The sequence below is a fragment of the Mycobacterium sp. NBC_00419 genome (assembly GCF_036023875.1).
Lineage (GTDB): Bacteria > Actinomycetota > Actinomycetes > Mycobacteriales > Mycobacteriaceae > Mycobacterium.
Genome location: NZ_CP107931.1, coordinates 950,501 through 974,856, shown reverse-complemented (window position 1 = coordinate 974,856; position 24,356 = coordinate 950,501). Strand labels below are relative to the sequence as shown.

General features: G+C 67.8%; 19 protein-coding genes. 14 read left to right on the top strand and 5 right to left on the bottom strand.

Going from position 1 to position 24,356, the window contains the following annotated elements; all coding sequences use genetic code 11:
* Positions 1 to 148 precede the first annotated feature (148 nt).
* The 10 genes from OG976_RS04545 to OG976_RS04500 all read left to right on the top strand — a co-directional run bounded on the left by OG976_RS04545 (position 149) and on the right by OG976_RS04500 (position 16,546).
* A complete protein-coding gene (locus OG976_RS04545) occupies positions 149 to 1,630 on the top strand; it encodes a wax ester/triacylglycerol synthase family O-acyltransferase (protein WP_328358467.1) in 1,482 nt (493 codons plus the stop codon).
* Positions 1,630 to 3,270, top strand: coding sequence for an HAD-IB family hydrolase/lysophospholipid acyltransferase family protein (locus tag OG976_RS04540; protein WP_328358465.1), 1,641 nt, complete (start codon positions 1,630 to 1,632; stop codon positions 3,268 to 3,270). The genes OG976_RS04545 and OG976_RS04540 overlap by 1 nt, the downstream gene beginning before the upstream one ends.
* Positions 3,267 to 5,603, top strand: a complete 2,337-nt coding sequence (locus tag OG976_RS04535; protein WP_328358463.1) for a glycerol-3-phosphate 1-O-acyltransferase — start codon at positions 3,267 to 3,269, stop codon at positions 5,601 to 5,603. Before OG976_RS04540 ends, OG976_RS04535 begins: the two co-directional genes overlap by 4 nt.
* A complete protein-coding gene (locus OG976_RS04530) occupies positions 5,566 to 7,590 on the top strand; it encodes a cytochrome c oxidase assembly protein (RefSeq protein ID WP_442930428.1) in 2,025 nt (674 codons plus the stop codon). Before OG976_RS04535 ends, OG976_RS04530 begins: the two co-directional genes overlap by 38 nt.
* A 122-nt stretch (positions 7,591 to 7,712) precedes the next feature.
* Positions 7,713 to 8,165: a single-stranded DNA-binding protein gene (locus OG976_RS04525; RefSeq protein WP_328358457.1), complete on the top strand. Its 453-nt coding sequence runs from the start codon at positions 7,713 to 7,715 to the stop codon at positions 8,163 to 8,165.
* Positions 8,166 to 8,268: 103 nt separating this feature from the next.
* A complete protein-coding gene (gene ettA / locus OG976_RS04520; protein WP_328358454.1) occupies positions 8,269 to 9,942 on the top strand; it encodes an energy-dependent translational throttle protein EttA in 1,674 nt (557 codons plus the stop codon).
* Positions 9,943 to 9,995: 53 nt separating this feature from the next.
* On the top strand, positions 9,996 to 14,867 hold the full coding sequence (locus OG976_RS04515) for an NAD-glutamate dehydrogenase (RefSeq protein ID WP_328358451.1): 4,872 nt from the start codon (positions 9,996 to 9,998) through the stop codon (positions 14,865 to 14,867).
* Positions 14,860 to 15,273, top strand: a complete 414-nt coding sequence (locus OG976_RS04510) for an acyl-CoA thioesterase (protein ID WP_328358448.1) — start codon at positions 14,860 to 14,862, stop codon at positions 15,271 to 15,273. The genes OG976_RS04515 and OG976_RS04510 overlap by 8 nt, the downstream gene beginning before the upstream one ends.
* Positions 15,270 to 15,905: a hypothetical protein gene (locus OG976_RS04505; protein ID WP_328358445.1), complete on the top strand. Its 636-nt coding sequence runs from the start codon at positions 15,270 to 15,272 to the stop codon at positions 15,903 to 15,905. The genes OG976_RS04510 and OG976_RS04505 overlap by 4 nt, the downstream gene beginning before the upstream one ends.
* Positions 15,902 to 16,546: a DUF1345 domain-containing protein gene (locus OG976_RS04500; RefSeq protein ID WP_328358442.1), complete on the top strand. Its 645-nt coding sequence runs from the start codon at positions 15,902 to 15,904 to the stop codon at positions 16,544 to 16,546. The genes OG976_RS04505 and OG976_RS04500 overlap by 4 nt, the downstream gene beginning before the upstream one ends.
* Here the strand turns inward: OG976_RS04500 and OG976_RS04495 are convergent.
* The 3 genes from OG976_RS04495 to OG976_RS04485 are packed head-to-tail and all read right to left on the bottom strand — an operon-like array spanning position 16,543 to position 19,205.
* Positions 16,543 to 18,093: a glycoside hydrolase family 13 protein gene (locus OG976_RS04495; protein WP_328358439.1), complete on the bottom strand. Its 1,551-nt coding sequence runs from the start codon at positions 18,091 to 18,093 to the stop codon at positions 16,543 to 16,545. The genes OG976_RS04500 and OG976_RS04495 overlap by 4 nt on opposite strands.
* Before the next feature lie 6 nt (positions 18,094 to 18,099).
* Positions 18,100 to 18,756, bottom strand: coding sequence for a TetR/AcrR family transcriptional regulator (locus OG976_RS04490; RefSeq protein ID WP_328358436.1), 657 nt, complete (start codon positions 18,754 to 18,756; stop codon positions 18,100 to 18,102).
* A 53-nt stretch (positions 18,757 to 18,809) separates the two neighbouring features.
* Entirely contained in the window at positions 18,810 to 19,205 is a 396-nt protein-coding gene (locus tag OG976_RS04485) for a globin (protein ID WP_328358433.1), read from the bottom strand.
* A 129-nt stretch (positions 19,206 to 19,334) separates the two neighbouring features.
* Here OG976_RS04485 and OG976_RS04480 point away from each other — a divergent pair, with 129 nt between their 5' ends.
* Genes OG976_RS04480 through OG976_RS04470 form a run of 3 tightly spaced genes read left to right on the top strand, consistent with a single transcriptional unit; the run spans position 19,335 to position 20,692 of the window.
* Positions 19,335 to 19,967: an HNH endonuclease gene (locus OG976_RS04480; protein ID WP_328358430.1), complete on the top strand. Its 633-nt coding sequence runs from the start codon at positions 19,335 to 19,337 to the stop codon at positions 19,965 to 19,967.
* Between the two features lie 46 nt (positions 19,968 to 20,013).
* Positions 20,014 to 20,226 carry an aa3-type cytochrome oxidase subunit CtaJ gene (gene ctaJ / locus OG976_RS04475; protein ID WP_328363161.1) on the top strand — a complete coding sequence of 71 codons (213 nt, stop codon included), beginning with the start codon at positions 20,014 to 20,016 and terminating at the stop codon, positions 20,224 to 20,226.
* The gene (locus OG976_RS04470) at positions 20,213 to 20,692 is read left to right on the top strand and encodes a DUF5130 domain-containing protein (protein ID WP_328358427.1); all 480 of its coding nucleotides are present in this window, start codon (positions 20,213 to 20,215) and stop codon (positions 20,690 to 20,692) included. Before ctaJ ends, OG976_RS04470 begins: the two co-directional genes overlap by 14 nt.
* Here the strand turns inward: OG976_RS04470 and OG976_RS04465 are convergent.
* Together OG976_RS04465 and pepN are read right to left on the bottom strand one after the other, a co-directional pair.
* Positions 20,649 to 21,032, bottom strand: a complete 384-nt coding sequence (locus OG976_RS04465; protein ID WP_328358423.1) for an HNH endonuclease — start codon at positions 21,030 to 21,032, stop codon at positions 20,649 to 20,651. The two genes, OG976_RS04470 and OG976_RS04465, sit on opposite strands and share 44 nt — an antisense overlap.
* A gap of 23 nt (positions 21,033 to 21,055) precedes the next feature.
* Complete coding sequence (gene pepN / locus OG976_RS04460; protein WP_328358420.1) at positions 21,056 to 23,635, bottom strand: aminopeptidase N; 2,580 nt, start codon at positions 23,633 to 23,635, stop codon at positions 21,056 to 21,058.
* An 85-nt stretch (positions 23,636 to 23,720) separates the two neighbouring features.
* Here pepN and OG976_RS04455 point away from each other — a divergent pair, with 85 nt between their 5' ends.
* Complete coding sequence (locus OG976_RS04455) at positions 23,721 to 24,329, top strand: mycothiol-dependent nitroreductase Rv2466c family protein (RefSeq protein WP_328358417.1); 609 nt, start codon at positions 23,721 to 23,723, stop codon at positions 24,327 to 24,329.
* Positions 24,330 to 24,356 lie beyond the last annotated feature (27 nt).

The following is a 24,356-nucleotide window of genomic DNA, read 5'->3' as shown; positions in this document are numbered from 1 at the left end:
TCCGGCAGTGAAACCGGGCCGTGGCGCGGATTGGGACCGTCGTCACGGCGATCCGCCCAATTGGGCGGCCTGTGCCGACTAGCGTGGTGCTGTCGGATTGTTGAAGATTGCGGAACAGGAGGGCGCTGGTGTCCGTGAGGAGGGATCGATGAGCCGATCCGTCGATGCGAACGGAATGCCCACCGAACTGGGCGCCCTCGACATGCTGCTGCATCGTGGCGAAGCCAACCCGCGGACCCGCTCCGGGATCATGGCGCTGGAGATCCTCGACACCACGCCCGACTGGGACCGATTCCGCTCAGCGTTCGACAACGCCTCCCGCAAGGTGCTGCGGCTGCGTCAGCGTGTGGTCGTCCCGACGTTGCCGACCGCCCCAGCCCGCTGGGTCGTCGACCCCGACTTCAACCTTGACTTCCATGTCCGCCGGGTCCGGGTTCCCGAACCGGGCACACTACGTCAGGTTCTCGACCTGGCCGAGGTGAGTCTGCAATCGCCGCTGGACATCTCCCGGCCGCTGTGGACCGCCACCCTCGTCGAAGGCCTGGAAGGCGGTAAGGCCGCCACCCTGCTGCACCTGAGTCACGCCGTCACCGACGGCGTGGGTGCGACGGCGATGTTCGCCGAGATCTACGACCTCGAACGTGAACCACCGCCGCGGCCGGCCCCGCCCATGCCGGTGCCGCAGGACCTCACTCCCAACGACCTCATGCGGGAGGGCATCAACCAGATCCCGGGTGCGGTGGTCGGCGGTGTCCTCGGCGCGGTGGCCGGCGGGCTGTCGGTGATCAGCCGGGTGGTGCGCAATCCCGGCACCGCGGTGTTCGACGCGGTCGACTACGCCCGCTCGGGGCGACGGGTGATGGGCCGTGCCGCCGAACCGTCGCCGCTGCTGCGCAGGCGCAGCCTGTCCTCGCGCAGCGAGGCCATCGAGATGCGACTGGCCGACCTGCGCGCGGGTGCCCATGCGGCGGGCGGGTCGATCAATGACGCGTACCTGGCCGGGTTGTGCGGTGCGTTGCGGCTCTACCACGAAGCACTCGGTGTTCCCGTCAACAGCCTGCCGATGGCGGTGCCGGTGAGTCTGCGCGCCGAGGCCGACCCGGCGGGCGGCAACCGCTTCGCGGGCGTCAACCTGGCGGCGCCGATCGGTGTGGCCGACGCCGCGCTGCGAATTCAGAAGATCCGCAAGCAGATGACCTCGCGCCGGGAGGAGGCGGCCATCGACCTGATCGGCTCGGTGGCGCCGGTGCTGGGCCTGCTACCCGACGCCGTACTCGAGGCCATGACCGGTTCGGTGGTCGCATCGGATGTGCAGGCCAGCAACGTCCCGGTGTATTCCGGTGACACCTATATCGCCGGCGCAAAAGTGTTGCGGCAGTATGGCCTTGGACCGCTTCCCGGCGTCGCGATGATGGTGGTGCTGGTATCTCGAGGTGGCTACGCCACCGTCACCACCCGCTACGACCGTGCGTCGATCACCAACGAGAGCCTGTTCGCGGAATGCCTGCGACGCGGCTTCGACGAGGTGCTCGCGCTGGCCGGTGATCCGCCGCCGCGCGTGGTGCCCTCCTCGTTCCCCGATGCCGCCGACTCAGCGGCAACCCCTGCGAGCGGATCGGTTTCCCACTGATGAGCGAGAAGAACATGCGGCTGCCCGGTTCGGTCGCCGAGGTTATGGCCAGCCCGCCGGGGCCGAAGATCGGCGCGTTCTTCGACCTCGACGGCACCCTGGTGGCCGGGTTCACCGCGGTGATCCTCACCAGGGAGCGGTTCCGCAGCCGCGACATGGGCATCGGCGAGCTGATCACGATGATCGCGGCCGGGCTCAACCACCAGCTCGGGCGACTCGAGTTCGAGGAGCTGATCACCAAAGCCTCGCAGGCATTGCGCGGCCGTGCGCTCAGTGACCTGCATGAGATCGGTGAGCGACTCTTCGTCCAGAAGATCGAGAAGCGGATCTATCCGGAGATGCGCGAGCTGGTCCACGCACACATGGAACGCGGCCACACCGTGGTGCTCAGCTCGTCGGCGCTGACCCTGCAGGTCGAGCCGGTGGCGCGTTTCCTCGGTATCGACAACACCCTGACCAACCGGTTCGAGGTCGACGAGGACGACGTGCTCACCGGTGAGGTCGTCCGGCCGATCCTGTGGGGGCCCGGCAAGGCCAACGCTGTGCAGAAGTTCGCCGCGGACAACGACATCGACCTGAAGAAGTCCTACTTCTATGCCGACGGCGACGAAGACGTCGCGCTGATGTACCTGGTCGGCAACCCGCGTCCGACGAACCCAGAGGGCAAGATGGCCGCGGTGGCCCGCCGGCGCGGCTGGCCGATCCTGGAGTTCAGCAGTCGCGGCAGCGGGGGGCTGATGGGCCAGGTGCGGACCCTGCTCGGCGTCGGATCGCTGGTGCCCGCCGCTTACGGCGCGATCAGCTGGGGCCTGCTGACCCGAAGCAGGCGTCGCGGCGTGAACTTCTTCACCACCGCGTTCCCCAATATGCTGTTGGCGGCCAACGGTGTTCGGCTCAACGTTCTCGGCGAGGAGAACCTCACCAAGCAGCGGCCCGCGGTGTTCATCTTCAACCACCGCAACAACTTCGACCCGGTGATCTCGGCGGCGCTGCTCAAGGACAACTGGACCGGGGTGGGCAAGAAGGAACTCGAAAGCGACCCTGTCATCGGCACATTGGGCAAGCTGGTCGACACCGTGTTCATCGACCGCGACGATCCCAAGGCCGCCGTCGAGTCGCTGCAGCACGTCGAGGACCTCGTGAGCAAGGGCCTGTCGATCATGATCGCCCCCGAAGGCACCCGCTTGGACACCCGCACCGTCGGTCCGTTCAAGAAGGGCCCGTTCCGGCTCGCGATGGCCGCAGGTGTGCCGATCGTCCCGATCGTGATCCGCAACGCCGAGGTGATCGCACCGCGTGATTCCTCCACGATGAGTCCGGGCACCGTCGATGTGGTTGTCTACCCGCCGATTTCGGTCCAGGACTGGTCGCTGGACGACCTTCCGGACAGAATCGCCGAGGTCCGCCAGCTCTATCTCGATACGTTGAAGGACTGGCCCGAGGGCAAGGTTCCGGTGCACCCGGTGTACCAGAAGGCGCCCGCGAAGAAGGCTCCCACCAAGACGGCTCCCGCGAAGAAGGCGCCGGCCAAGAAGGCTCCGGTGAAGAAAGCGGCGGCCAAGACTCCGGTGAAGAAGGCGGTGGCCAAGAAGACCCCCGCGAAGAAGACCCAACCGCCTACCGTCAGGGGCCGGCGATGACCGCGAGCGATCACCTGGCCGACTTCAGCACCACCGACGACGCTCTGGTGCTGGCCTCGGTGTCCTCGAAGGCCGAGTTTGACCTGCTGCACGACTGGTTGCATGCCCAGCGACTGGCGCACCCCGACACCAAGGTCGAGGTGCTGCAGCTGCCTGCCGGAGATCCGCCTGCCGGAGTGGTGGCTCAACTCGTCGAGGAACTCGCCACCGGCGAGGACAGGCTGGTCGTCCCGGTCCGGGTGTTCTGGGTACCCGGCGGCCTGCCGACCCGGGTCAAAGTCGTCGGCCTGATCTCCGGCCGTGACACCTACCGGCCACCGGAGATGTTGCAGCGCAGCATTCTTCGCAAGGACCCCTCGCGTGCACGCATTGTCGCCGGCGAGCCGGCCAAGGTCTCCGAGCTGCGCCAGCAGTGGCAGGACAACACCGTCGCCGAAAGCCCCCGCGACTTCGCCCGCTTCGTCCTGCGCCGGGCCGTGTTGGCCATCGAGCGCATGGAGTTGCGGCTGCTGGGTCCGGAGTACAAGTCGCCGCGGCTGATCACCGACGAACTGATGGCATCCTCCCGCTTCGTCGACGGCCTGGAGAAGATCCCCGGAGCCAGCCCGGCCAAGGCCGAGGAGATGCTCAACGAGCTGGCCACCGGCTGGAGCAGGTTCTCCGTCGACCTGATCCCGAACCTCGGCCGCGCCATCTTCAGTAGGGGATTCGACCCCCGAATCGATTACGACGACGTCGAAATCGAGACCATGCGACGCGCCCTGGAGGACCACCCGGCGGTACTGCTGTGGTCGCACCGGTCCTACCTCGACGGCGTGATCGTGCCGGTGGCGATGCAGGAGAACAAGCTGCCGCCCGCGCACACCTTCGCCGGGATCAACCTGTCCTTCGGATTCATGGGCCCGCTGATGCGCCGCTCGGGCGTGATCTTCCTGCGTCGCAAGCTCGACGATCCGCTCTACAAGTACGTCCTGCGTCAGTTCGTCGGGTTCATCGTGCAGAAGCGGTTCAACCTCAGCTGGTCGATCGAGGGCACCCGCTCACGCACCGGAAAGATGTTGCCGCCCAAGCTGGGTCTGCTCGCCTACGTCGCCGACGCGTATCTGGACGGCCGCAGCGAGGACATTCTGCTGCAGCCGGTGTCGATCAGTTTCGACCAGCTGCACGAGACGGCCGAATACGCGGCGTACGCCCGCGGCGGGGAGAAGACGCCCGAAGGTGCGGAGTGGCTGTACAAGTTCATCAAGGCCCAGGGTGAACGCAATTACGGCAAGATCTACGTCCGGTTCCCCGGCGCGGTGTCGATGCGCCAATACCTCGGCGAACCGGGCGGGCCGACCGGATCGGACCCGGCCACCAAACGTCTTGCGCTGCAGAAGATGGCCTTCGAGGTGGCCTGGCGAATTCTGCAGGCGACTCCGATCAACGCCACCGGCCTGGTCTCGGCATTGCTGCTCACCACCCGCGGGCGCGCGCTGACACTGCAGCAGCTGCATCACACCCTGCAGGACTCGCTGGACTACCTGGAGCGCAAGCAGAGCCCGATCACCAACTCCGCCTTGCGACTTCGCACACCCGAAGGGGTACGTGCGGCCGCCGACGCGCTGTCCAACGGCCATCCCGTGACCCGGGTCGACGGCGGCCACGAACCGGTGTGGCGGATCGCGCCCGAGCACGAGCACGAGGCGGCGTTCTATCGCAACACGATCATCCACGCGTTCCTGGAGACCGCGATCGCCGAACTCGCGATGGCCCATGCGGGACGCGCCCCCGACGGCGACCGGGTCGCGGTGTTCTGGGACCAGGCCATGCGGTTGCGCGACCTGTTGAAGTTCGACTTCTATTTCGCCGATTCCGCAGCTTTCCGCGCGCACCTTGCCGAGGAGATGGCCTGGCAAGGGGATTGGGAGATCCAGGTCGCGGGCGGCGGCGACGCGGTGGACAACCTGTTGCGCGCCAAGAAGCCGCTCATGGCGCACGCCATGTTGCGCCCCTTCTTCGAGGCGTACGAGATCGTCGCCGACGTGCTGTGCGGCGCCCCGGCCGACATCGCCGAGAAGGAGCTGTCCACCATCGCGCTCGGCGTCGGCTCCCAGTACGCGGCCCAGGGCCGGATCCGCAGCAACGAGTCCGTGTCGGCGCTGCTGTTCGCGACGGCTCGGCAGGTGGCTGCCGACCAGAAGCTGCTCGAGGCAGCCCCGGACCTGCGCGAGCGCCGGCAGGCCTTCCTGCACGAGTTGCGTGCGATCCTGGCCGATATGGACCGAATCCACGAACTGTCCTCCGAACAGTTCTATGCCCGTGAGTTGGCGGTGCGTGACCAGGCAGGCTGACCGCACCCCGGTATGGCCCCTGCTCTCGGTGGTGGCATTACTCGCCGGCACCACCGCGGCCGGCATCGGCGCGCTGTCGCTTGCCGAAGCACTGGCGGCGACGGGGCTTCCCGACCCGGGTTCGGTCACCTCGCTGGGGCTGCCGTTCGCCCGCGCCGCCGGTGAGATCGCCGCCGTCATCGCCGTGGGTTCGTTTCTGCTGGCGACGTTCTTCGTCCCGCCGCAGGACAGCGGGGTGCTCGACGTCGCCGGCTACCGCGCGGTGCGGCTGGGTACCGTCGCCTCGGGCATCTGGACGGTGTGCGCCGCGCTGCTGGTACCGCTGACCATCTCCGACGTATCGGGGCAGCCACTCGTCGACCACCTCAACCCGGTGCAACTGTGGTCGGTCACCAGCCTCGTCGACACCGCGGGTGCCTGGCGCTGGACGGCGTTCCTGGCACTGGCCGTCACCCTGGCCGGGACGGCCGTGCTGCGGTGGGGCTGGACGCCGTTCCTGCTCGCCGGCTCACTGCTCACGCTGGTGCCGCTCGGGCTCACCGGGCACTCGTCGGCCGGCGGCGCACACGACCTGGCCACCAACAGCCTGATGATCCATCTGATCGCCGGGGCCCTGTGGGCCGGCGGGTTGCTGGCTGTGCTGGCGCACGCGATCCGCGGCGGTGAGCATGCCGACCTTGCGGCGCGGCGCTTTTCGGCGGTGGCGCTATGGTGCTTCGTCGCGATGGCGTGCTCCGGTGTGATCAACGCGTTCATCAGAATTCGGTTCGCCGACCTGTTCACCACCGAGTACGGCTGGCTCATCGTCGCCAAGATCGTCGCGCTGAGCGCGCTGGCCGTCCTCGGTTGGCGGCAGCGACGCAGCGCGGTGGCCGCCCTTCAGGCCGACCCCGACAACCGGCGGCCATTGATTCGGCTGGCGAGCATCGAGGCCCTGGTGTTCGGGCTGACGTTCGGGATCGCGGTCGGGCTGGGGCGCACCCCGCCACCGCCGCCGCTGAATGCCAACCCCTCGCCCGCCGAGGTGGCCATCGGATACGACTTCGCCGGCCCGCCGACGGTGGCGCGCATCCTGTTCGACTGGCGTTTCGACCTGGTCTACGGAACGGCGGCGATCGTGCTCGCCGCGCTCTACATCGGCGGCGTGATCCGCCTGCGCCGCCGCGGCGACGCGTGGCCGGTGGGCCGGACGGTGGCATGGCTGCTGGGCTGTGCGCTGCTGTTGTTCACCACGTCCTCGGGCCTGGGGCGCTACATGCCCGCGATGTTCAGCATGCACATGGCCGCCCACATGCTGCTGTCGATGCTGATTCCGGTCCTGTTGGTGCTGGGTGCCCCGATGACGCTGGCGCTGCGCGCGTTGCCCGCCGCGGGCAAGGACAACCCGCCCGGGCCCCGGGAGTGGCTGCTCATCGGGCTGCACAGCCGGTGGTCCCGGTTCTTCACCCACCCGGTGGTCGCGACGGTCATGTTCGTCGCGGGCTTCTACGCGCTGTACTTCGGTGGGATCTTCGACTCGGCGGTGAGCAACCACGGGGCGCATGTCCTGATGAACCTGCACTTCCTGATGAGCGGCTACCTGTTCTATTGGGTGGTCATCGGTATCGATCCCGCGCCGCGCCAATTGCTGCCGGTAGCCAAGATCGCGATGGTCTTCGCCACCCTGCCGCTGCACGCGTTCTTCGGTGTGGTGTTGATGGGCATGAAGCGCGTTCTCGGTGAAAGCTTTTACCGCTCACTGCAATTGAGCTGGCATACCGACCTGGCCGGCGATCAGCACCTGGGCGGGTCGATCGCGTGGGCGGCCGGCGAGATTCCACTGGTGCTGGTGATGATCGCGCTTCTGGTGCAGTGGAGCAGAAGCGACCGGCGCATCGCCACCCGGATGGATCGGGCGGCTGATCGTGACCACGAGGCGGATCTGGCGGCCTACAACGCGATGCTGACCGAACTGGCGCGGCGCGACACCGACGGCGTCAACCGCTGATTCATCCACAGTCCGTGGTTCATCCACAGCCGCCCGCTGCTGCATCGCCGGGTGGGCCGCGATGTCGGTGCGCGGGGGCTGACTGGGGTCACAGATCGCAACGGATTGAAAGGACCACAGCCATGTTCGAAACCCATCTCACCGTCGTCGGCCGCATCGTCACCGACCTTCGCCGCCGGATCGTCAACAACCAGGAGGTGATCAGCTTCCGTGTCGCGAGTAACTCCCGTCGCCGCAACGGCGAAGGCACCTGGGAGCCCGGCAACTCGTTGTTCATCACGGTCAACTGCTGGGGAAAGCTGGTCACCGGCGTCGGCGCCGCCCTCTACAAGGGTGCCCCGGTGATCGTCGTCGGTGACGTCTTCACCAGTGAGTACGAGGACAAGGACGGCCTCAAGCGGTCGTCGCTGGAAATGCGCGCCACCACGGTGGGCCCGGATCTGTCGCGGTCCATCGTGCGCATCGAGCAGCCCGCGCCCAAGCCCGCGGAGGCCCCCGCCGACGACCAGGCGCCCGAGATCCCCGACGAGGTCGAGGAGCCTCAGCAGACACCGGATCTGGCGCTGTCGGCGTGACAGGGTGGGCGGCCGCCCGGGGGAGACCCGGCGCGGCCGCCCAGCCCGCCTAGGATGGTCTGCGAGCAATACAGGCAAAAAGACGGAAGGCGACACCGCGGCAATGGCCGAATACATCTACACGATGCGGAAGGTCCGCAAGGCACACGGCGACAAGGTCATCCTCGATGACGTCACCCTTGCGTTCCTGCCCGGAGCCAAGATCGGCGTCGTCGGCCCCAACGGCGCAGGCAAGTCCAGCGTGCTGCGGATCATGGCCGGCCTCGACCAGGCCAACAACGGTGACGCCCTGCTGGCGCCGGGCGCCTCGGTCGGCATCCTCATGCAGGAACCGGTGCTCGACGAGACCAAGACGGTCCGGGAGAACGTCGAAGAGGGCGTGGCGATCAAAGCCAAGCTCAACCGGTACAACGAGGTCGCCGAACTGATGGCGACCGACTACACCGACGAGCTCATGGACGAGATGGGCAAGCTCCAGGAGGAGCTCGACGCCGCCGACGCCTGGGATATCGACTCCCAGCTCGAGCAGGCGATGGACGCCCTGCGCTGCCCGCCGCCCGACGAGCCGGTGACTCACCTCTCCGGCGGCGAGAAGCGCCGCGTGGCCCTGTGCAAACTGCTACTGAGCAAGCCCGACCTGCTGCTGCTCGACGAGCCCACCAACCACCTCGACGCCGAGAGCGTGCTGTGGCTCGAGCAGCATCTGGCCGCCTACAAGGGCGCCATCCTGGCCGTCACCCACGACCGGTACTTCCTGGACAACGTCGCCGAGTGGATCCTCGAACTCGACCGCGGCCGGGCCTACCCCTACGAGGGCAACTACTCGACCTACCTCGAGAAGAAGGCAGACCGCCTCGAGGTGCAGGGCAAGAAGGACCAGAAGCTGCAGAAGCGGCTCAAGGAAGAGCTGGCCTGGGTGCGCTCGGGCGCCAAGGCGCGCCAGGCCAAGAACAAGGCCCGCCTCGGCCGCTATGAGGAGATGGCCGCCGAGGCCGAGAAGACCCGCAAGCTCGACTTCGAGGAGATCCAGATCCCGGCTCCGCCGCGGCTGGGCAATGTGGTGGTGGAGGTCGAACACCTCGACAAGGGCTTCGAGGGCCGGACGCTGATCAAGGACCTGTCGTTCACCCTGCCCCGCAACGGCATCGTCGGGGTCATCGGCCCCAACGGCGTCGGCAAGACGACCCTGTTCAAGACGATCGTCGGCCTCGAACAAGCCGACAGCGGCACCGTGCGGGTCGGCGACACCGTCAAGCTCAGCTACGTCGACCAGAACCGCGGCGGCATCGACCCGAAGAAGAACGTCTGGCAGGTGGTCTCCGACGGTCTGGACTACATCGAAGTCGGCCACAACGAGATCCCGTCGCGTGCCTACGTCTCGGCCTTCGGGTTCAAGGGGCCCGATCAGCAGAAGCCCGCCGGGGTGCTCTCCGGTGGTGAGCGCAACCGGCTCAACCTGGCGCTGACGCTCAAAGAGGGCGGCAACCTGATCCTGCTCGACGAACCCACCAACGACCTCGACGTCGAGACGCTGTCGTCGCTGGAGAACGCGCTGGAGAACTTCCCCGGCTGCGCGGTGGTGATCTCGCACGACCGCTGGTTCCTCGACCGCACCTGCACGCACATTTTGGCGTGGGAGGGCGACGACACCAACGAGGCGAAGTGGTTCTGGTTCGAGGGCAACTTCGGCGCCTACGAGGAGAACAAGATCGAGCGCATGGGTGCCGACGCGGCTCGTCCGCACAGGGTCACCCACCGCAGGCTCACACGCGACTAATGTGATCGGCTGCGGACCAGCGTGGGTTCGCAAGCTGATCAGGAGTTCCAGGTATGACGGTTGACCCCAGAACTACCAGCCTCGACTTGCCGGTCGAGTGGACCCATCTCAGCCAGGCGGCCGTCGACGAGATGACGAAAGCGATGGGGGCGGCCTACCTCGCCACCTATCGCGGCCCGCACGGCGGAGCGCCCGACGGCGATGCTTCCGACACCGGCCCGCTCATCCAGGTCAGCCCCGATGAGCTGGTGCCGCCGGCGCTGATCGCCGCTCAGGAGCGGCTGGCGCACGGCCGGGCCCCCGCGGAAACGCTCGTCGCCGTCTACGGCAGTGACGACCCGGGCGGCTTCGGGCCCGCCCTGCAGATCGTCACCGAGCAGGCCACGATGCTGCTGGACTCGGTGACGGTGCTGCTGCACCGCCTCGGGGTGGCCTACGTCGCCCTGATGAACCCGGTCTTCCAGGTCCGTCGCAGCCCGAGCGGTGAACTGCTCGACGTGCGGCCGCAGTCCGCGGCCACCGCCGCCGACGGGTTCCCCGAGTCGTGGATCCACGTTCAGCTGGCGCCCTCGGTCAACCGCAAGGCCCTCGCCGAGGCGCAGCGGCTGCTGCCGATGGTCGTCGCCGACGCCCGGCAGGTGGCGCTGGATTCGGTGGCCCTGAGCGAGGTGCTGCAGAACCTGGCCCGCGAACTCGACGCCGACACCGGAGTCCGGTTCGCCAGCCCCGATCGCCGCGACGTCGCCGACCTGCTGCGCTGGCTCGCGGACGGCCACTTCGTGCTGCTGGGTTCGCAGCTGTGCGCGGTGGCCGACGGGCAGGCCACCGTCGACGAGACCAGCCGGCTCGGCGTCGCCCGGCTGCGCACCGAAGTGCTGCCCGAGCTGACCGAACCGGGTGATCTACTGGTGCTGGCCCAGGCGACCATGCCGAGCTTCCTGCGTTACGGGGCGTACCCGTACATCGTGGTGGTGCGGGAGAGCAGACCGTCCGGGGACGTCGAGCACCGGTTCGTCGGGCTGTTCACGGTGGCGGCCACGAGCGCCAACGTGCTCGACATCCCGTTGATCTCAGGGCGCGCCCGTGAGGTGCTGGCCATGACGCAAAGCGACCCCAGCCACCCCGGCCAGCTGATGCTGGACATCATCCAGACCATCCCGCGCTCGGAGCTGTTCTCGCTGACCGCCGAGCAGATGCTCGCCATGGCCACCGCCGTCATCGAGCTGGGATCGCGCCGGCGTGCGTTGCTGTTCCTGCGGGCCGATCAGCTCGGCCACTTCGTGTCCTGTCTGGTGTATCTGCCGCGCGACCGCTACACCACCGTCGTGCGGCTGGCCATGCAGGACATCCTGGTCCGCGAGTTCGGTGGTGAATCCATCGACTACACCGCACGGGTCAGCGAATCACCTTGGGCGGTGGTGCATTTCACGGTGCGGCTGCCGGACACCTCGACCCGCCAGGCCATCGACACCTCGGCTGGCAACCGAAGCCGGGTGCAGGCGCTGCTCACCGACGCCCTGCGCACCTGGGGCGATCGGCTGATCGGTGCCGCGCGCACCGGCTCGATCGATCAGACGATGGCCGAGCACTACGCCGACGCGCTGCCTGAGGAGTTCAAGCAGGCCGTCACCCCGATCGAGGCGATCACCGACATCGGCTTCATCGAAGCGCTGCAAGAGAACTCGGTCAAACTGCAGTTCGAGCGGGGTGATGTGGGCGACGAGGCGTTCCTCACCTGGTACCTCGGCGGCTCGACGGCCTCGCTGAGCCACCTGCTGCCGATGCTGCAGTGCATGGGCGTGGTGGTCCTCGAGGAGCGCCCGTTCACCGTCGTGCGCCCCGACGGGCTCAAGGTCTGGATCTACCAGTTCAAGATCCGGCCGGATGCCTCGATGCCGGAGGCAGGCACCGCCGAAGAGTGGAACGCCACCGCGCAACGCTTCGCCGACGCGGTCACCGCGATCTGGCAGGGCCGCGCCGAGATCGACCGGTTCAACGAACTCGTGTTGCGTGCGGGATTGACCTGGCAGCAGGTCGCTGTTCTGCGCGCCTACGCAAAGTATCTGCGGCAGTCGGCGTTTCCCTACAGCCAGAGCCACATCGAAACCGTCCTTAACGACAATGCCGGCACCGCGGCATCGTTGGTCGCACTATTCGAGGCGATGTTCGACCCGGAGTCGGCCGCCAAGGGTCTCGACGCTCAGGCCGCCGCGACCGCGGTGACCGCCGATATCGACGCGCTGGTGAGCCTGGACACCGACCGCGTGCTGCGGGCCTTCGCCGCCATGATCCAGGCCACCCTGCGCACCAATTTCTTCGTCGAGGATCCGAGTTCGGCGCGCGCCCAGAATGTGTTGTCGCTCAAGCTCAATCCGCAGCTCATCGACGAACTGCCGCTGCCGAGGCCTAAGTTCGAGATCTTCGTCTACTCACCGCGGGTCGAGGGTGTGCACCTGCGCTTCGGTCACGTCGCGCGTGGCGGCCTGCGCTGGTCGGACCGTCGCGAAGACTTCCGCACCGAGGTCCTGGGCCTGGTCAAGGCGCAGGCCGTGAAGAACGCCGTCATCGTGCCGGTGGGCGCGAAGGGCGGCTTCGTCGTCAAACAACCGGTGCCGCCCACGGGAGATGCCGCCGCCGACCGCGACAACTTCCGCAACGAGGGCGTGGCCTGCTACCGGCTGTTCATCGCCGGGCTGCTCGACCTCACCGACAACGTCGACCGGACCACCGGGCAGGTCATCACCCCGCCCGGTGTGGTCCGTCGCGACGGTGACGACGCCTACCTGGTGGTGGCCGCCGACAAAGGCACCGCCACCTTCTCCGACATCGCCAACGAGGTTGCCAAGTCCTACGGCTTCTGGCTGGGCGACGCTTTCGCCTCCGGCGGCTCGGTGGGCTATGACCACAAGGCCATGGGCATCACCGCCAAGGGCGCCTGGGAGGCGGTCAAACGCCACTTCCGGGAGATGGGTGTGGACACCCAGAGCGAGGACTTCACCGTCGTCGGCGTCGGCGACATGAGCGGCGACGTCTTCGGCAACGGCATGCTGCTCTCGCACCACATCCGGCTCATCGCGGCCTTCGACCACCGGCACATCTTCGTCGACCCCGACCCGGATGCGGCCAGGTCATGGGAGGAACGCCGCAGGCTCTTCGAGCTGCCGCGCTCGAGCTGGGAGGACTACGACCCCAGCCTGATCAGCGAGGGCGGCGGCGTGTTCAGCCGCCAGCAGAAGTCGATCCCGGTCAGCCCGCAGGTGCGCGCCGCCCTGGGCATCGAGGACGGCGTCACCGAGGTGACCCCGCCGACCCTGATGCGGGCGATCCTGCAGGCCCCCGTCGACCTGTTGTTCAACGGTGGCATCGGCACCTACATCAAGGCCGAGTCAGAGTCCGATGCCGACGTGGGCGACCGCGCCAACGACACCATCCGGGTCAACGGAAACCAGGTGCGCGCCAAGGTCGTCGGAGAAGGCGGCAACCTGGGAGTCACCTCGCTGGGCCGAGTGGAGTTCGACCTGTGCGGCGGGCGCATCAACACCGACGCCATGGACAACTCCGCCGGCGTGGACTGCTCCGACCACGAGGTCAACATCAAGATCCTGGTCGACTCGCTGGTGACGGCGGGCAAGGTCAGCGCCGAGGAGCGCACCGAACTGCTCACCTCGATGACCGACGAGGTCGGCCAGTTGGTGCTCACCGACAACATCGACCAGAACGATCTGATGGGCACCAGCCGGGCCAACGCGGCGGGGTTGCTCAACGTCCACGCCCGCCAGATCCGTGAACTCGAGGAGCGCCGGGCGCTCAACCGTGAGCTCGAGGCGCTGCCGTCCAACAAGGAGATCCGCCGACGCCAGGAAGTCGGGCTCGGACTGACCTCCCCGGAACTGGCGACGCTGATGGCGCACGTCAAGCTCGCCCTCAAGGACGAGGTGCTGGCCAGCGACCTGCCCGACCAGGACGTGTTCGCCTCCCGGCTGCCGGGGTACTTCCCGAGTCAGCTGCGCGACACCTTCGCCCCGGAGATCCGCAGTCACCAGCTGCGCCGGGAGATCGTCACAACCATGCTGGTGAACAACGTCGTCGACATCGGCGGCATCACCTTCGCCTACCGGGTCACCGAGGACGTCGGTGTCGGCTATGTCGACGCCGTGCGCACTTTCGGTGCCACCGATGCGATCTTCGGGATCGGGGAGACGTGGCGACGCATCCGCGACGCCGGCGAGAACGGGGCGCTGCCGGTCAATGTCTCCGACCGGATGACGCTAGATCTGCGCCGCCTGCTCGACCGGGCGTCGCGGTGGCTGTTGAACTATCGCCCGCAGCCGCTGGCCGTCGGCGCGGAGATCAACCGGTTCGCCGCCACCGTGGCCGCCCTGACACCGCGGATGTCGGAGTGGCTGCGCGGTGACGACAAGGCCATCGTGACCAAGGAGGCTGCGGATTTCGCCGCCCACGGCGCTCCGCAGGATCTGGCCTACACCGTGGCTGCCGGGCTCTATCAGTACAGCCTGCTCGACGTGATCGACATTGCCGACATCGTCGAGCGTGACCCGGCCGAGGTCGCCGACACCTACTTCGCCCTCATGGATCATCTCGGCACTGACGGCCTGCTTACCGCGGTGTCCGGACTGCCCCGCGATGATCGCTGGCATGCGTTGGCGCGCTTGGCGATTCGGGACGACATCTACGGCTCGCTGCGGTCGCTGTGTTTCGACGTGCTGGCGGTGGGGGAGCCGGAGGAGACCGGCGAGCAGAAGATCGCCGAGTGGGAGCACACCAACGGATCGCGGGTGGAGCGGGCCCGGCGCACCCTGGCCGAGATCTACGAGGACGACGAGCGCGACCTGGCGACGCTGTCGGTGGCGGCACGGCAGATCCGCAGCATGACCAGGACGACTGGAACAGGAACAAGTGGTTAACGGATTCACCACCGGCGTGCACGTTCGCTGGTCGGACATCGACATGTACCAGCACATCAACCACGCCACGATGGTGACGATCCTGGAGGAAGCGCGGGTCGACTTCCTGCGGGAGCCCTTCGCCGACGACATCACCACGATCGGACTGCTCATCCACGAGGTTCGGGTGCTCTACAAAGGCCAACTGCGGCTTGTGGATTCACCGCTGCAGGTGACGATGTGGACCAAGCGGCTGCGCGCGGTCGACTTCACCCTGGGCTACGAGGTCCGTTCGGTGGGCGCCGAGCCCCACTCGCGACCGTCGGTGATCGCCGAGACACAGCTGGCGGCGGTGCACATCGAGGAGCAGCGACTGGTCCGGCTCTCGCCGACGCACCGGGAGTACCTGCAGCGCTACCTGCGATGAGCCTCACCATTGCCGACGCTGTGCAGCGCAATGACCTGGCCGCCTTCGTCGAACGGGCCCTGCGGCTCGACGAGGCGGCGGTAGTCCGGCTGCGCCGGCGCGGCGACGGCTACCTCGCGTCCTGGGTCGGCACCGGCCTGGACGTGCTGGCCGTGCGAGTGGTCGCCGGTGAGCTGAGCCCCGCCGACCTGTCCTGCGGTGCCGACGCGTTGGCCCGCGGGCTGCGGGGCGCCGACACCTCCGGGCACATCGACACCGGCTTCCCGATGGACTCGGCATGGCGCGGTGTACTGCCGCCGGAGACCGGCTTCGCCCATCTCGATGACGTGCCGGCCGCGGTGCTGATCGAACTCGCCCGCCGCGGCGCCGAACTGGCCAGAGACCAGGGCAGTGCGCACGGCCCGCCGGCCTCACTGCTCGATCAGGACGTGTTGCAGGTCAGCTCGGGCGACGTGGTGGCGGGTGTGCCGATGCGGTGCGTATTCGCGTTGACCGCAATGGGTTTCGTGCCGGAGTCACCGTCGAGCGAGGAGATCGTTCGGGTTCGGGTGCTGCCGGCGTGGCTGCGCATCGACGCCCGATTCGGCTCGGTGTTCCGCCGCCGCGGCGACCCTGCGCTGGTGCTGCGGTGAGCGCGGGCAACGCCGACCGCCTGCCGTTCTGGCGCAGCCCGGCAGCGCGCGTCGCGGTCGGAGTCGTGGTCGGCGCCGTGGTCACCGCAATACTGTGGCCGCGCACCGGATCGCTGGCGCTGCTGGGCGGCTGGACCGGGGTGGCCGGCGTCTTCACCGGGTGGACGTGGCTGGCGCTGTGGCACTTCGACGCCCGCCGGACCGCCAGCCATGCCGGCCGTGAGCAACCCGGCCACGCGGCAGTCGTCAGCCTGATCCTCGGCGGCGCGTTGTCCAGCCTGGTCGGTGTCGGCGTGCTGTTGAACCGGGCCCACGACGACCCCGCACGGTGGATGGCCGTCGGCAGCATCGTGCTGTCCTGGCTCACCATCCACACGCTGTTCGCACTGATCTACGCCAAGCACTATTTCGCGTCGGGCCGGGGCGGGGGCATCGATTTCAACGACCCGAATCGCAAGGATCAGCCCAGCTATTCCGACTTCTTCTACATCGCGTTCGCGGTCGGCATGAGCTTCGCGATCTCCGACACCAACCTCACCTCGACGCGGATGCGCCGGACTGCCCTGGGGCATGCCCTGTTGTCGTTCGTGTTCGGGACGATGATCATCGCCTCGGTGGTCAACGTGCTCTCGTCGGGCTAGTCCGTCACCAGCCACGCGGCCGCGTCAGCGGGGAGCATGCCGTCTTTCACCGGCGCGCTGGCGGCGAGGACAGTGCCGTCAGGCAGGGCGACCGCCGAGGCGGCGGTGTTGAGCACGCACAGCACGCCGCCGGAGAAGAACGCCAGCACGCCGGGGCCAAGCTGCACCCACTCGATGTCGTTCTCGGTGAAGTGAAAAGCGTTGCGCCGCAGCCGCAGGATGGTCCCGAAGAACGTCAGCGTCGAGTCCGGGTCGCCGGCCTGGCGCTCCACGGTCAACGTTCGCCACTGCTCCGGGATGGGCAGCCAGGTGTCGGGATTCGACGAGAAGCCGAACGGTGCGGTGCTGCCCGACCACGGCAGCGGCACGCGGCAGCCGTCGCGCCCGCGTTCGGTGTGTCCTGAGCGTTCCCACACCGGGTCCTGCAGCACCTCGTCGGGCAGATCGACATTGGGCAGCCCGAGTTCCTCGCCGTTGTAGAGGAACACCGCCCCCGGCAGCGCCAGCATCACCATCGCCATGGCCTTGGCGCGGGACAGGCCGAGCGCACCGCCGCCGTAACGGCTGACCTCCCGTTCGACGTCGTGATTCGACAGCGTCCAGGTCGGGCTCGCATCGGCCAGCGCGGCGGCCGCCAACGCGTTCTCGATCGCGTCGTGAACACTGACCGCATCGAAATCGGCTCGCACCAAACGGAAATTGAAGCCCATATGCAGTTCGTCGGGCCGCAGATACTTCGCGAAGTCCTCGTTGTCGAACACCCAGATCTCACCGATCGACACCGCGTCGGGATAGTCGTCGAGCACCGAGCGGATGCCGCGATGGATGTCGTGAACCCCTTCGTGGTTGAACCGCGGATCGTCGTCCTGCGACGTCAGCATCTCGACGTCGGGATTGCTCATGTCCGGCAGTCCGGGCGGCTTGGCCATCCCGTGCGCGACGTCGATGCGGAACCCGTCGACCCCGCGGTCCAGCCAGAACCGCAGCGTCTTCTCCAGGTCGTCGAACACCTCGGGGTTGTCCCAATTGAGGTCGGGCTGCTCAGCGTCGAACAGGTGCAGATACCACTGACCGTCGGCAACCCGCGTCCACGCCGGGCCGCCGAAGACCGACACCCAGTTATTGGGCGGCTCTTCGCCGTTGGCGCCGTCGCGGAAGATGTAGCGCTGACGTTCGGTGCTTCCTGGCGCGGCGGCCAGGGCGGCCTGGAACCACGCATGCTGGGAGCTGGTGTGGTTGGGCACCAGATCCATCGTGATGCGGATCCCGCGGGCGTGCGCCTCGGTGATCAGCCGCTCGAGTGCCGCCAGCCCGCCGAACAACGGATCGACATCGCGCGGGTCGGCGACGTCGTAGCCGTGATCAGCCATCGGCGAGACCATCACCGGGTTCAGCCAGATCGCGTCGATCCCCAGGGTGCTGAGGTGGTCGAGGTGCGCCACCACGCCGCCGAGGTCGCCGACGCCGTCACCGTCGCTGTCGGCAAACGATCGGGGATAGATCTGATAGAAGATCGCGTTCGCCCACCAACTCGGTTCAGAAGTCACGCTCTCTCATTGTGCCGTGAGCGGCGCGTGCGCGTAGGCCTGGTAGGTCCGGGCCACGAAATCGCGGAAGTACGGCAGCGACTCCGCTCGCACGATCCCGCCGAGCAACACCCGCCACGACCGGGCCAGCCGGGCGAACACGTCGTCACCCACCGCGTCGGACACCACGTGCGTCCCCAGCACGGTGGCCCACACGGTCTCGCCGACGTCCTCGGGGTCGAGATCGTCGCAGAGGTCGCCCTGGCTGACCGCCTGGCGGACCTGCCCGACGAACAGTGCGGTCCAGTCGAGAAACGCCTTCGGCCCGCGATCGCTGACCTGGGTCAATGACTGGGCAAGCATCTTGCCGGCCTGCACGGTCCGGTCGGAGGCCATCAGGTCGGCGACGACGAAGGTGGCCCGCACGATGTTCTCCACGGCCGGCGCGGACGACTCGATGATGGTCGTCGCCGCGCCCGCGATCTTGACGTACGTCTCGTCGATGATGGCCGCCGCGACGGCTTCCTTGGACTCGAAGTGGTAGTAGAACGCGCCTTTGGTGACATCGGCGCGCGCCAAGATCTCGGCTAGCCCCGCCTCGCCGTAGCCGAGATCGATGAACAACTCGACGGCGGCGTCCATGATCCGTCGTCTGGTGGCCTCAGCCCTGGCTTGACGTCCCATCGCCGGACCCCTTTCCCCGCACCCTTGGTGCTCAGAGTATCCAGGTGACGGGCTCAGAACGGGGAGTTGACCATCGAATTGGCCGCCATTTCCAGATACGTAATAAGTTGGCGGCGATGGTCGTCGTCCAGTGTCTGGGCGTCGATGGAGGCGACCGCGGTATGCATGCAGCGCAGCCAGGCGTCGCGCTCGATGAACCCGATCTTGAACGGAACGTGACGCATCCTCAGGCGGGGGTGTCCGCGCAGGTCGGAATAGGTGCGCGGGCCGCCCCAGTATTGCTCGAGGAACATCCGCAGCCGGTCTTCGGCGGCGTCGAGCTCGTCTTCGGGATACAGCGGCAGGAGCACCTCGTCCTCCCGAACCAGCTCGTAGAACCGGGACACGATGGCGCGGAACGTTGCGGCACCACCCACCGCGTCGTAGAAGGCCTGCGGATCTTGGGACACACCACCATTGTGTACGTCGCTCCCGGAGCAGCCGACGTCACCCGAAGTTCACGGACTCGACCAGCGAACACAGCCGAAATAACCGTGCGCTCGCGGCCGATCCGTGGTGCACTGGAGCGCGGAGGATGCATGTCGCAGCGCAAACGGAACCGCGGTCACCGCGCCGCGGCGGGGACCGTCGGGTCCCTCCCGGGCTCAGGGCTGCACGAAGACCCTCACATACCCAGCCCGGCTGACGGGTCAGTGTGGGGGCGTCGCCGGGTATTGCTGCTGAATTCGACCTACGAACCGTTGACCGCGTTGCCGATGCGCCGCGCGGTCATCATGCTTTTGTGCGGCAAGGCCGACGTGGTTCACGACGACCCGTCCGGGCCGGTGATCCACTCGGCGACGCGGGTGATCGTGGTGCCCTCGGTGATCCGGCTGCGCAGTTATGTGCGGGTGCCCTACCGGGCACGCATTCCGATGACCAGGGCCGCCCTGATGCACCGGGACCGGTTCCGCTGCGCCTACTGCGGGTCCAAGGCCGACACCGTCGACCATGTGATCCCGCGCAGCCGCGGCGGCGAGCACTCGTGGGAGAACTGCGTGGCCGCGTGCGCAGGGTGCAATCACCGCAAGGCCGACAAGCTGCTGGCGGAGCTGGGCTGGACATTGCGGCTGGTGCCGTCGCCGCCGAAGGGCCAGCACTGGCGGCTGTTGTGCACGGTCAAGGAGCTCGACCCCGCGTGGGTGCGTTACCTCGACGAGGGTGCGGCCTGACGCTGATACCGTTTGCATCGTGAGCACTGCAGTCATTCACTCGTTGATGGGCGGGATACCGCTGCTGGTGGTGGCGATCCTCGCCGCGATGATCTTCTCCCGCAAGGGCAACCATCCAGCCACCTACACACTGTCCGAGCCCTGGACGCACGCGCCGATCCTATGGGCGGCCGTCGACGAGGTCGTTCCCGGCGACGGGCATCACGGTCACGGTTCCAACGAGACGATTGTGGGAGGTGGCGCAAGTGGCAAGTGGTGACCACGCGAGCGCACTGGCGACGACCGACCCGGCGAACCTGCCGGTGGGCTGGGCCGTCACCACCAGCGGCCGACTGTCCGGCGTCACCGAGCCCGGCCATCTGTCAGTCAACTACCCGTTCCCGACCAAGGACCTCGTCGCCCTCGACGACGCCCTGAAGTTCGGCAGCAGGCAGGCCAAGGCCCGCTTCGCGGTGTACATCGGTGACCTCGGCGCCGACACCGCGGCCCGGGCCCGCGAGCTCCTCGAGGACGTCCCGACCCCGAGCAACGCTGTGCTGCTGGCGGTTTCGCCGGACCAGCGGGCCATCGAGGTGGTCTACGGCGCTGACGTTCGCGGCCGTGGCATCGAGTCGTCCGCACCGCTGGGGGTGGCTGCGGCCGCGTCAGCGTTCAAGGAGGGCAACCTGATCGACGGGTTGGTCAGTGCGGTGCGGGTGCTGTCGGCGGGGACTTCTCGGCCGTAACCGCTGCGCCGGTGTTCCTGAGGGCGACGTAGCGCTCCAGGAACGCGCGTTCATCGAGGCGTTTGCGCCGCATCCAACTGGTGACCTCGTCGTTGCACTTGCTGGCATTGCAGGCCGCGCAGGCTGGCACCACGTTGTCCACGGTGTAGCGGCCTCCGCGGGATATCGCCATCACGCAATCACGCTGCAGCGGTGTGCCGGTGGCCCCGCAATAGGCGCAGCCGTTCCAGGCCTGCTTGAGCGCCAGCCACTGCTCCTCGGTCAGGTCGTTGACCACCGCCTTGACGCGTCGAGTGCGTCTGCGCGCGGCGCGGGCTCGCCGGCTGTTGGGGGCCACCATGGCCCGATCCTCTCAGCGCGAGGTCATCCAGCGTCGAAGGCGCGCGCTGTGAGCGAGCGCTCCACGCCGGCGCGCCCCTCGAGCACCAATCGGCGCAGCGCCGAGGGCAGCTCACCGCCCAGGAACTCGTCGGCGGCGGCCAGTGCGTCGGTGCTGATGTCCCACGACGGGTACAGCCCGACGACCACCGTCTGGGCGACCTCGCTGGATCGGCGATCCCACACCCCGGGAATCGCCGCGAAGTAGCGCGTGGCGAACGGCGCCAGCAGCGCGCCCTGCCCGGGCTGACCGAAGCCGCCGATGATCGAGCGGGCGGTGATGTTGGGCAATGTGTCGTCCTCGACGACCTGCTGCCAGGCCTGCTCTTTGACCGCTGCCTGCGGACGGGCCGCCGCCGCCGCGGCCGCCTGCCGCTTACCCGCCGCGGTCGGGTCACGCTGGGCCTCGGCGTCGATGAACGGCGTCTCAGGACCGTCGGCGTCCAGATCGCCGCTGGCGGCCAGCGCGGTGACGATGCGCCAGCGCAGGTCGGTGTCGATCACCAGGCCGGCCAGGTTCACCGCGGCCGGCTCGTTGTCCAGCAGCGTCGCCAGCACGGCGACGTGGTTGCGCGACAGCACCGAGGTGCACAGTGCGTTGACGAACGCCAGCTGATGGTCTGACCCGGGCGCCGACTCGCGGGCCAGGTCCAGCAGCCGGTCGGCGAAGGCCGGCCACCCGTTGGCGGCCGCCCAGCCCGGCTCGGCGTAGGAGTTCAGTGCGGTCTGGGCTTGCAGCAACAGCCGCTGGGCCACCCCGACCTCGGTTTCGGCCTGCACACCGCTCATCACCAGCGCCACGAAGTCGCGCGCCTTGAGCTCCGCGTCGCGGGTCATCTCCCAGGCCGCCGACCACACCAGGGTGCGCGGCAGCGGTTCGGCGATGTCGGCGATGCGGCTCAGCGCGGTCTGCAAAGAGTCGTCGTCGAGACGCAGCGAGCAGTACGTCAGGTCGTCGTCATTGACCAGGATCAGCTTGCCGCGTGAGACACCTTGCAGCGCAGGCACTTCGGTGACCTCGCCGGCGACGTCGAGTTCCTCGCGATGCACCCGCACCAGCTTGCCGGTCACCGGATCGTCGTCGTAGATGCCGACGGCCAGTCGGTGCACCCGGGTCTCACCGGCACCCGGTGCGGCGCCGCCCTGGGTGATCGCGAACCGGGTGAACCGCCCGGCGTCGTCGACGTCGAAGTCGGCGCGCAGCGTGTTCAGGCCGGTGGTCTTGAGCCATTGGCGGCCCCAGTCGCTCAGGTCGCGTCCGGAGGCCTTCTCGAGAGCACCCAGCAGGTCGCTGAAGGTGGCGTTGCCGAACGCGTGGGCGGCGAAGTAGTCGCGCAGACCGGCCAGGAAGTGCTCCAGCCCGACGTAGGCGACCAGCTGCTTGAGCACGCTGGCGCCCTTGGCGTAGGTGATGCCGTCGAAGTTCACCTCGACCGCGTGCAGATCCGGGATGTCGGCGGCCACCGGGTGGGTGGACGGCAGCTGGTCCTGGCGATACGCCCAGGACTTCTCCACATTGGCGAACGTGGTCCAGGCCTGGTCGTACTCGGTGGCCTCGGCCTGGCACAGCACCGAGGCGAACGTCGCGAACGACTCGTTGAGCCACAGGTCGTCCCACCAGGTCATCGTGACCAGGTCGCCGAACCACATGTGCGCCATCTCGTGCAGCACCGTCTCGGCGCGGCGCTCGTAGCTGTAGCGGGTCACCTTGGACCGGAAGACGTAGTCCTCCAGGAAGGTCACCGCGCCGGCGTTCTCCATCGCGCCCGCGTTGAACTCCGGCACGAACAGCTGGTCGTACTTGCCGAAGGCGTAGGGCACCCCGAAGTTGCGGTGGTAGAAGCCGAAACCCTGCTTGGTCTCGGTGAACAACCGCTCGGCGTCCATGAACTCGGCCAGCGAGGACCGGCAGAACAGCCCGAGTGGGATCTCGCCGTGCTCGTCGGTGTAGACGTCGTCCCAGCGCGCGTACGGCCCGGCGATTAGCGCCACCAGGTAGGTGCTCATCCGCGGGGTGGTGACGAACGTGTGCACCCGAGAAGATTGCCCGGCCTCGCCGGTGTCCTCGACGGAGGCGGTGGCCCCGTTGGAGATCACCTGCCAGTGCGCGGGTGCGGTGACCGTCACGTCGTAGGTCGCCTTGATGTCGGGCTGGTCGAAGCAGGCGAACATCCGCTTGGCGTCGGCGGTCTCGAATTGCGAGTACAGGTACACCTCGCCGTCGACGGGGTCGACGAAGCGGTGCAGACCCTCACCGGTGTTCGAGTAACGGCAGTCGGCCTCCACCACGAGGGTGTTCTGCTTGGCCAGCCCGCGCAGCGCGATACCGGTGGACTCGTCATAACCCGACACGTCGATCGCGTGTCCGTTGAGGACCGCACTGTGCACGGCGTCGGCCGCCAGGTCGATGTAGGTGTCCGCACCGGGCAGGGCCTCGAACTCGACGGTGGTGGTCGACCTGAAGGTCGTGTCGGAGACCGTCAGGTCGAGAACGATCCGGTAGTTGTCGACGGTGACCAGCGCGGCGCGCTCGACGGCCTCATTGCGGGTGAGATTGGGAAGCACGTGTTCCAACCTATCGCGAGAGGGAACACTCGACTGCGTTGACGAGTTGTGCTCGACGTCATATCCGAACACCCGAGGAGCCCGCATGTCCGAGAAGTCCCGCGCCGATTTCTGGTTCGACCCCCTGTGCCCGTGGTGCTGGATCACCTCCCGCTGGATCCTCGAGGCCGAGAAGGTCCGCGACATCGACGTCAACTTCCACGTGATGAGCCTCGCCGTGCTCAACGAGGGCCGCGACCTTTCCGAGCAGTACCAGGAATTGATGAAGAAGGCGTGGGGACCGGTGCGGGTGGCCATCGCCGCCGAGCAGGCCCACGGCAATGAGGTGCTCGCCCCCCTGTACGCCGCGATGGGGACCATGATCCACAACGAGGACAACAAGAACCTCGACGAGGTGATCACCACGTCGCTCGAACAGGCCGGGCTGCCCGCCGAACTGGCCAAGGCCGCCACCGACACCAGCTATGACGACGCGCTGCGCAAAAGCCACCACGCCGGCATGGACGCCGTCGGCGACGATGTCGGCACCCCGACGATCCACGTCAACGGGGTGGCGTTCTTCGGCCCGGTGCTCTCCCGCATCCCGCGCGGCGAAGAGGCCGGCAAGCTCTGGGACGCCTCGGTGACGTTCGCGTCCTACCCGCACTTCTACGAGCTGAAGCGCACCCGCACCGAGCCGCCGCAGTTCGACTGACTCTGTTCGGGTTGCAGCCGGGGGCTG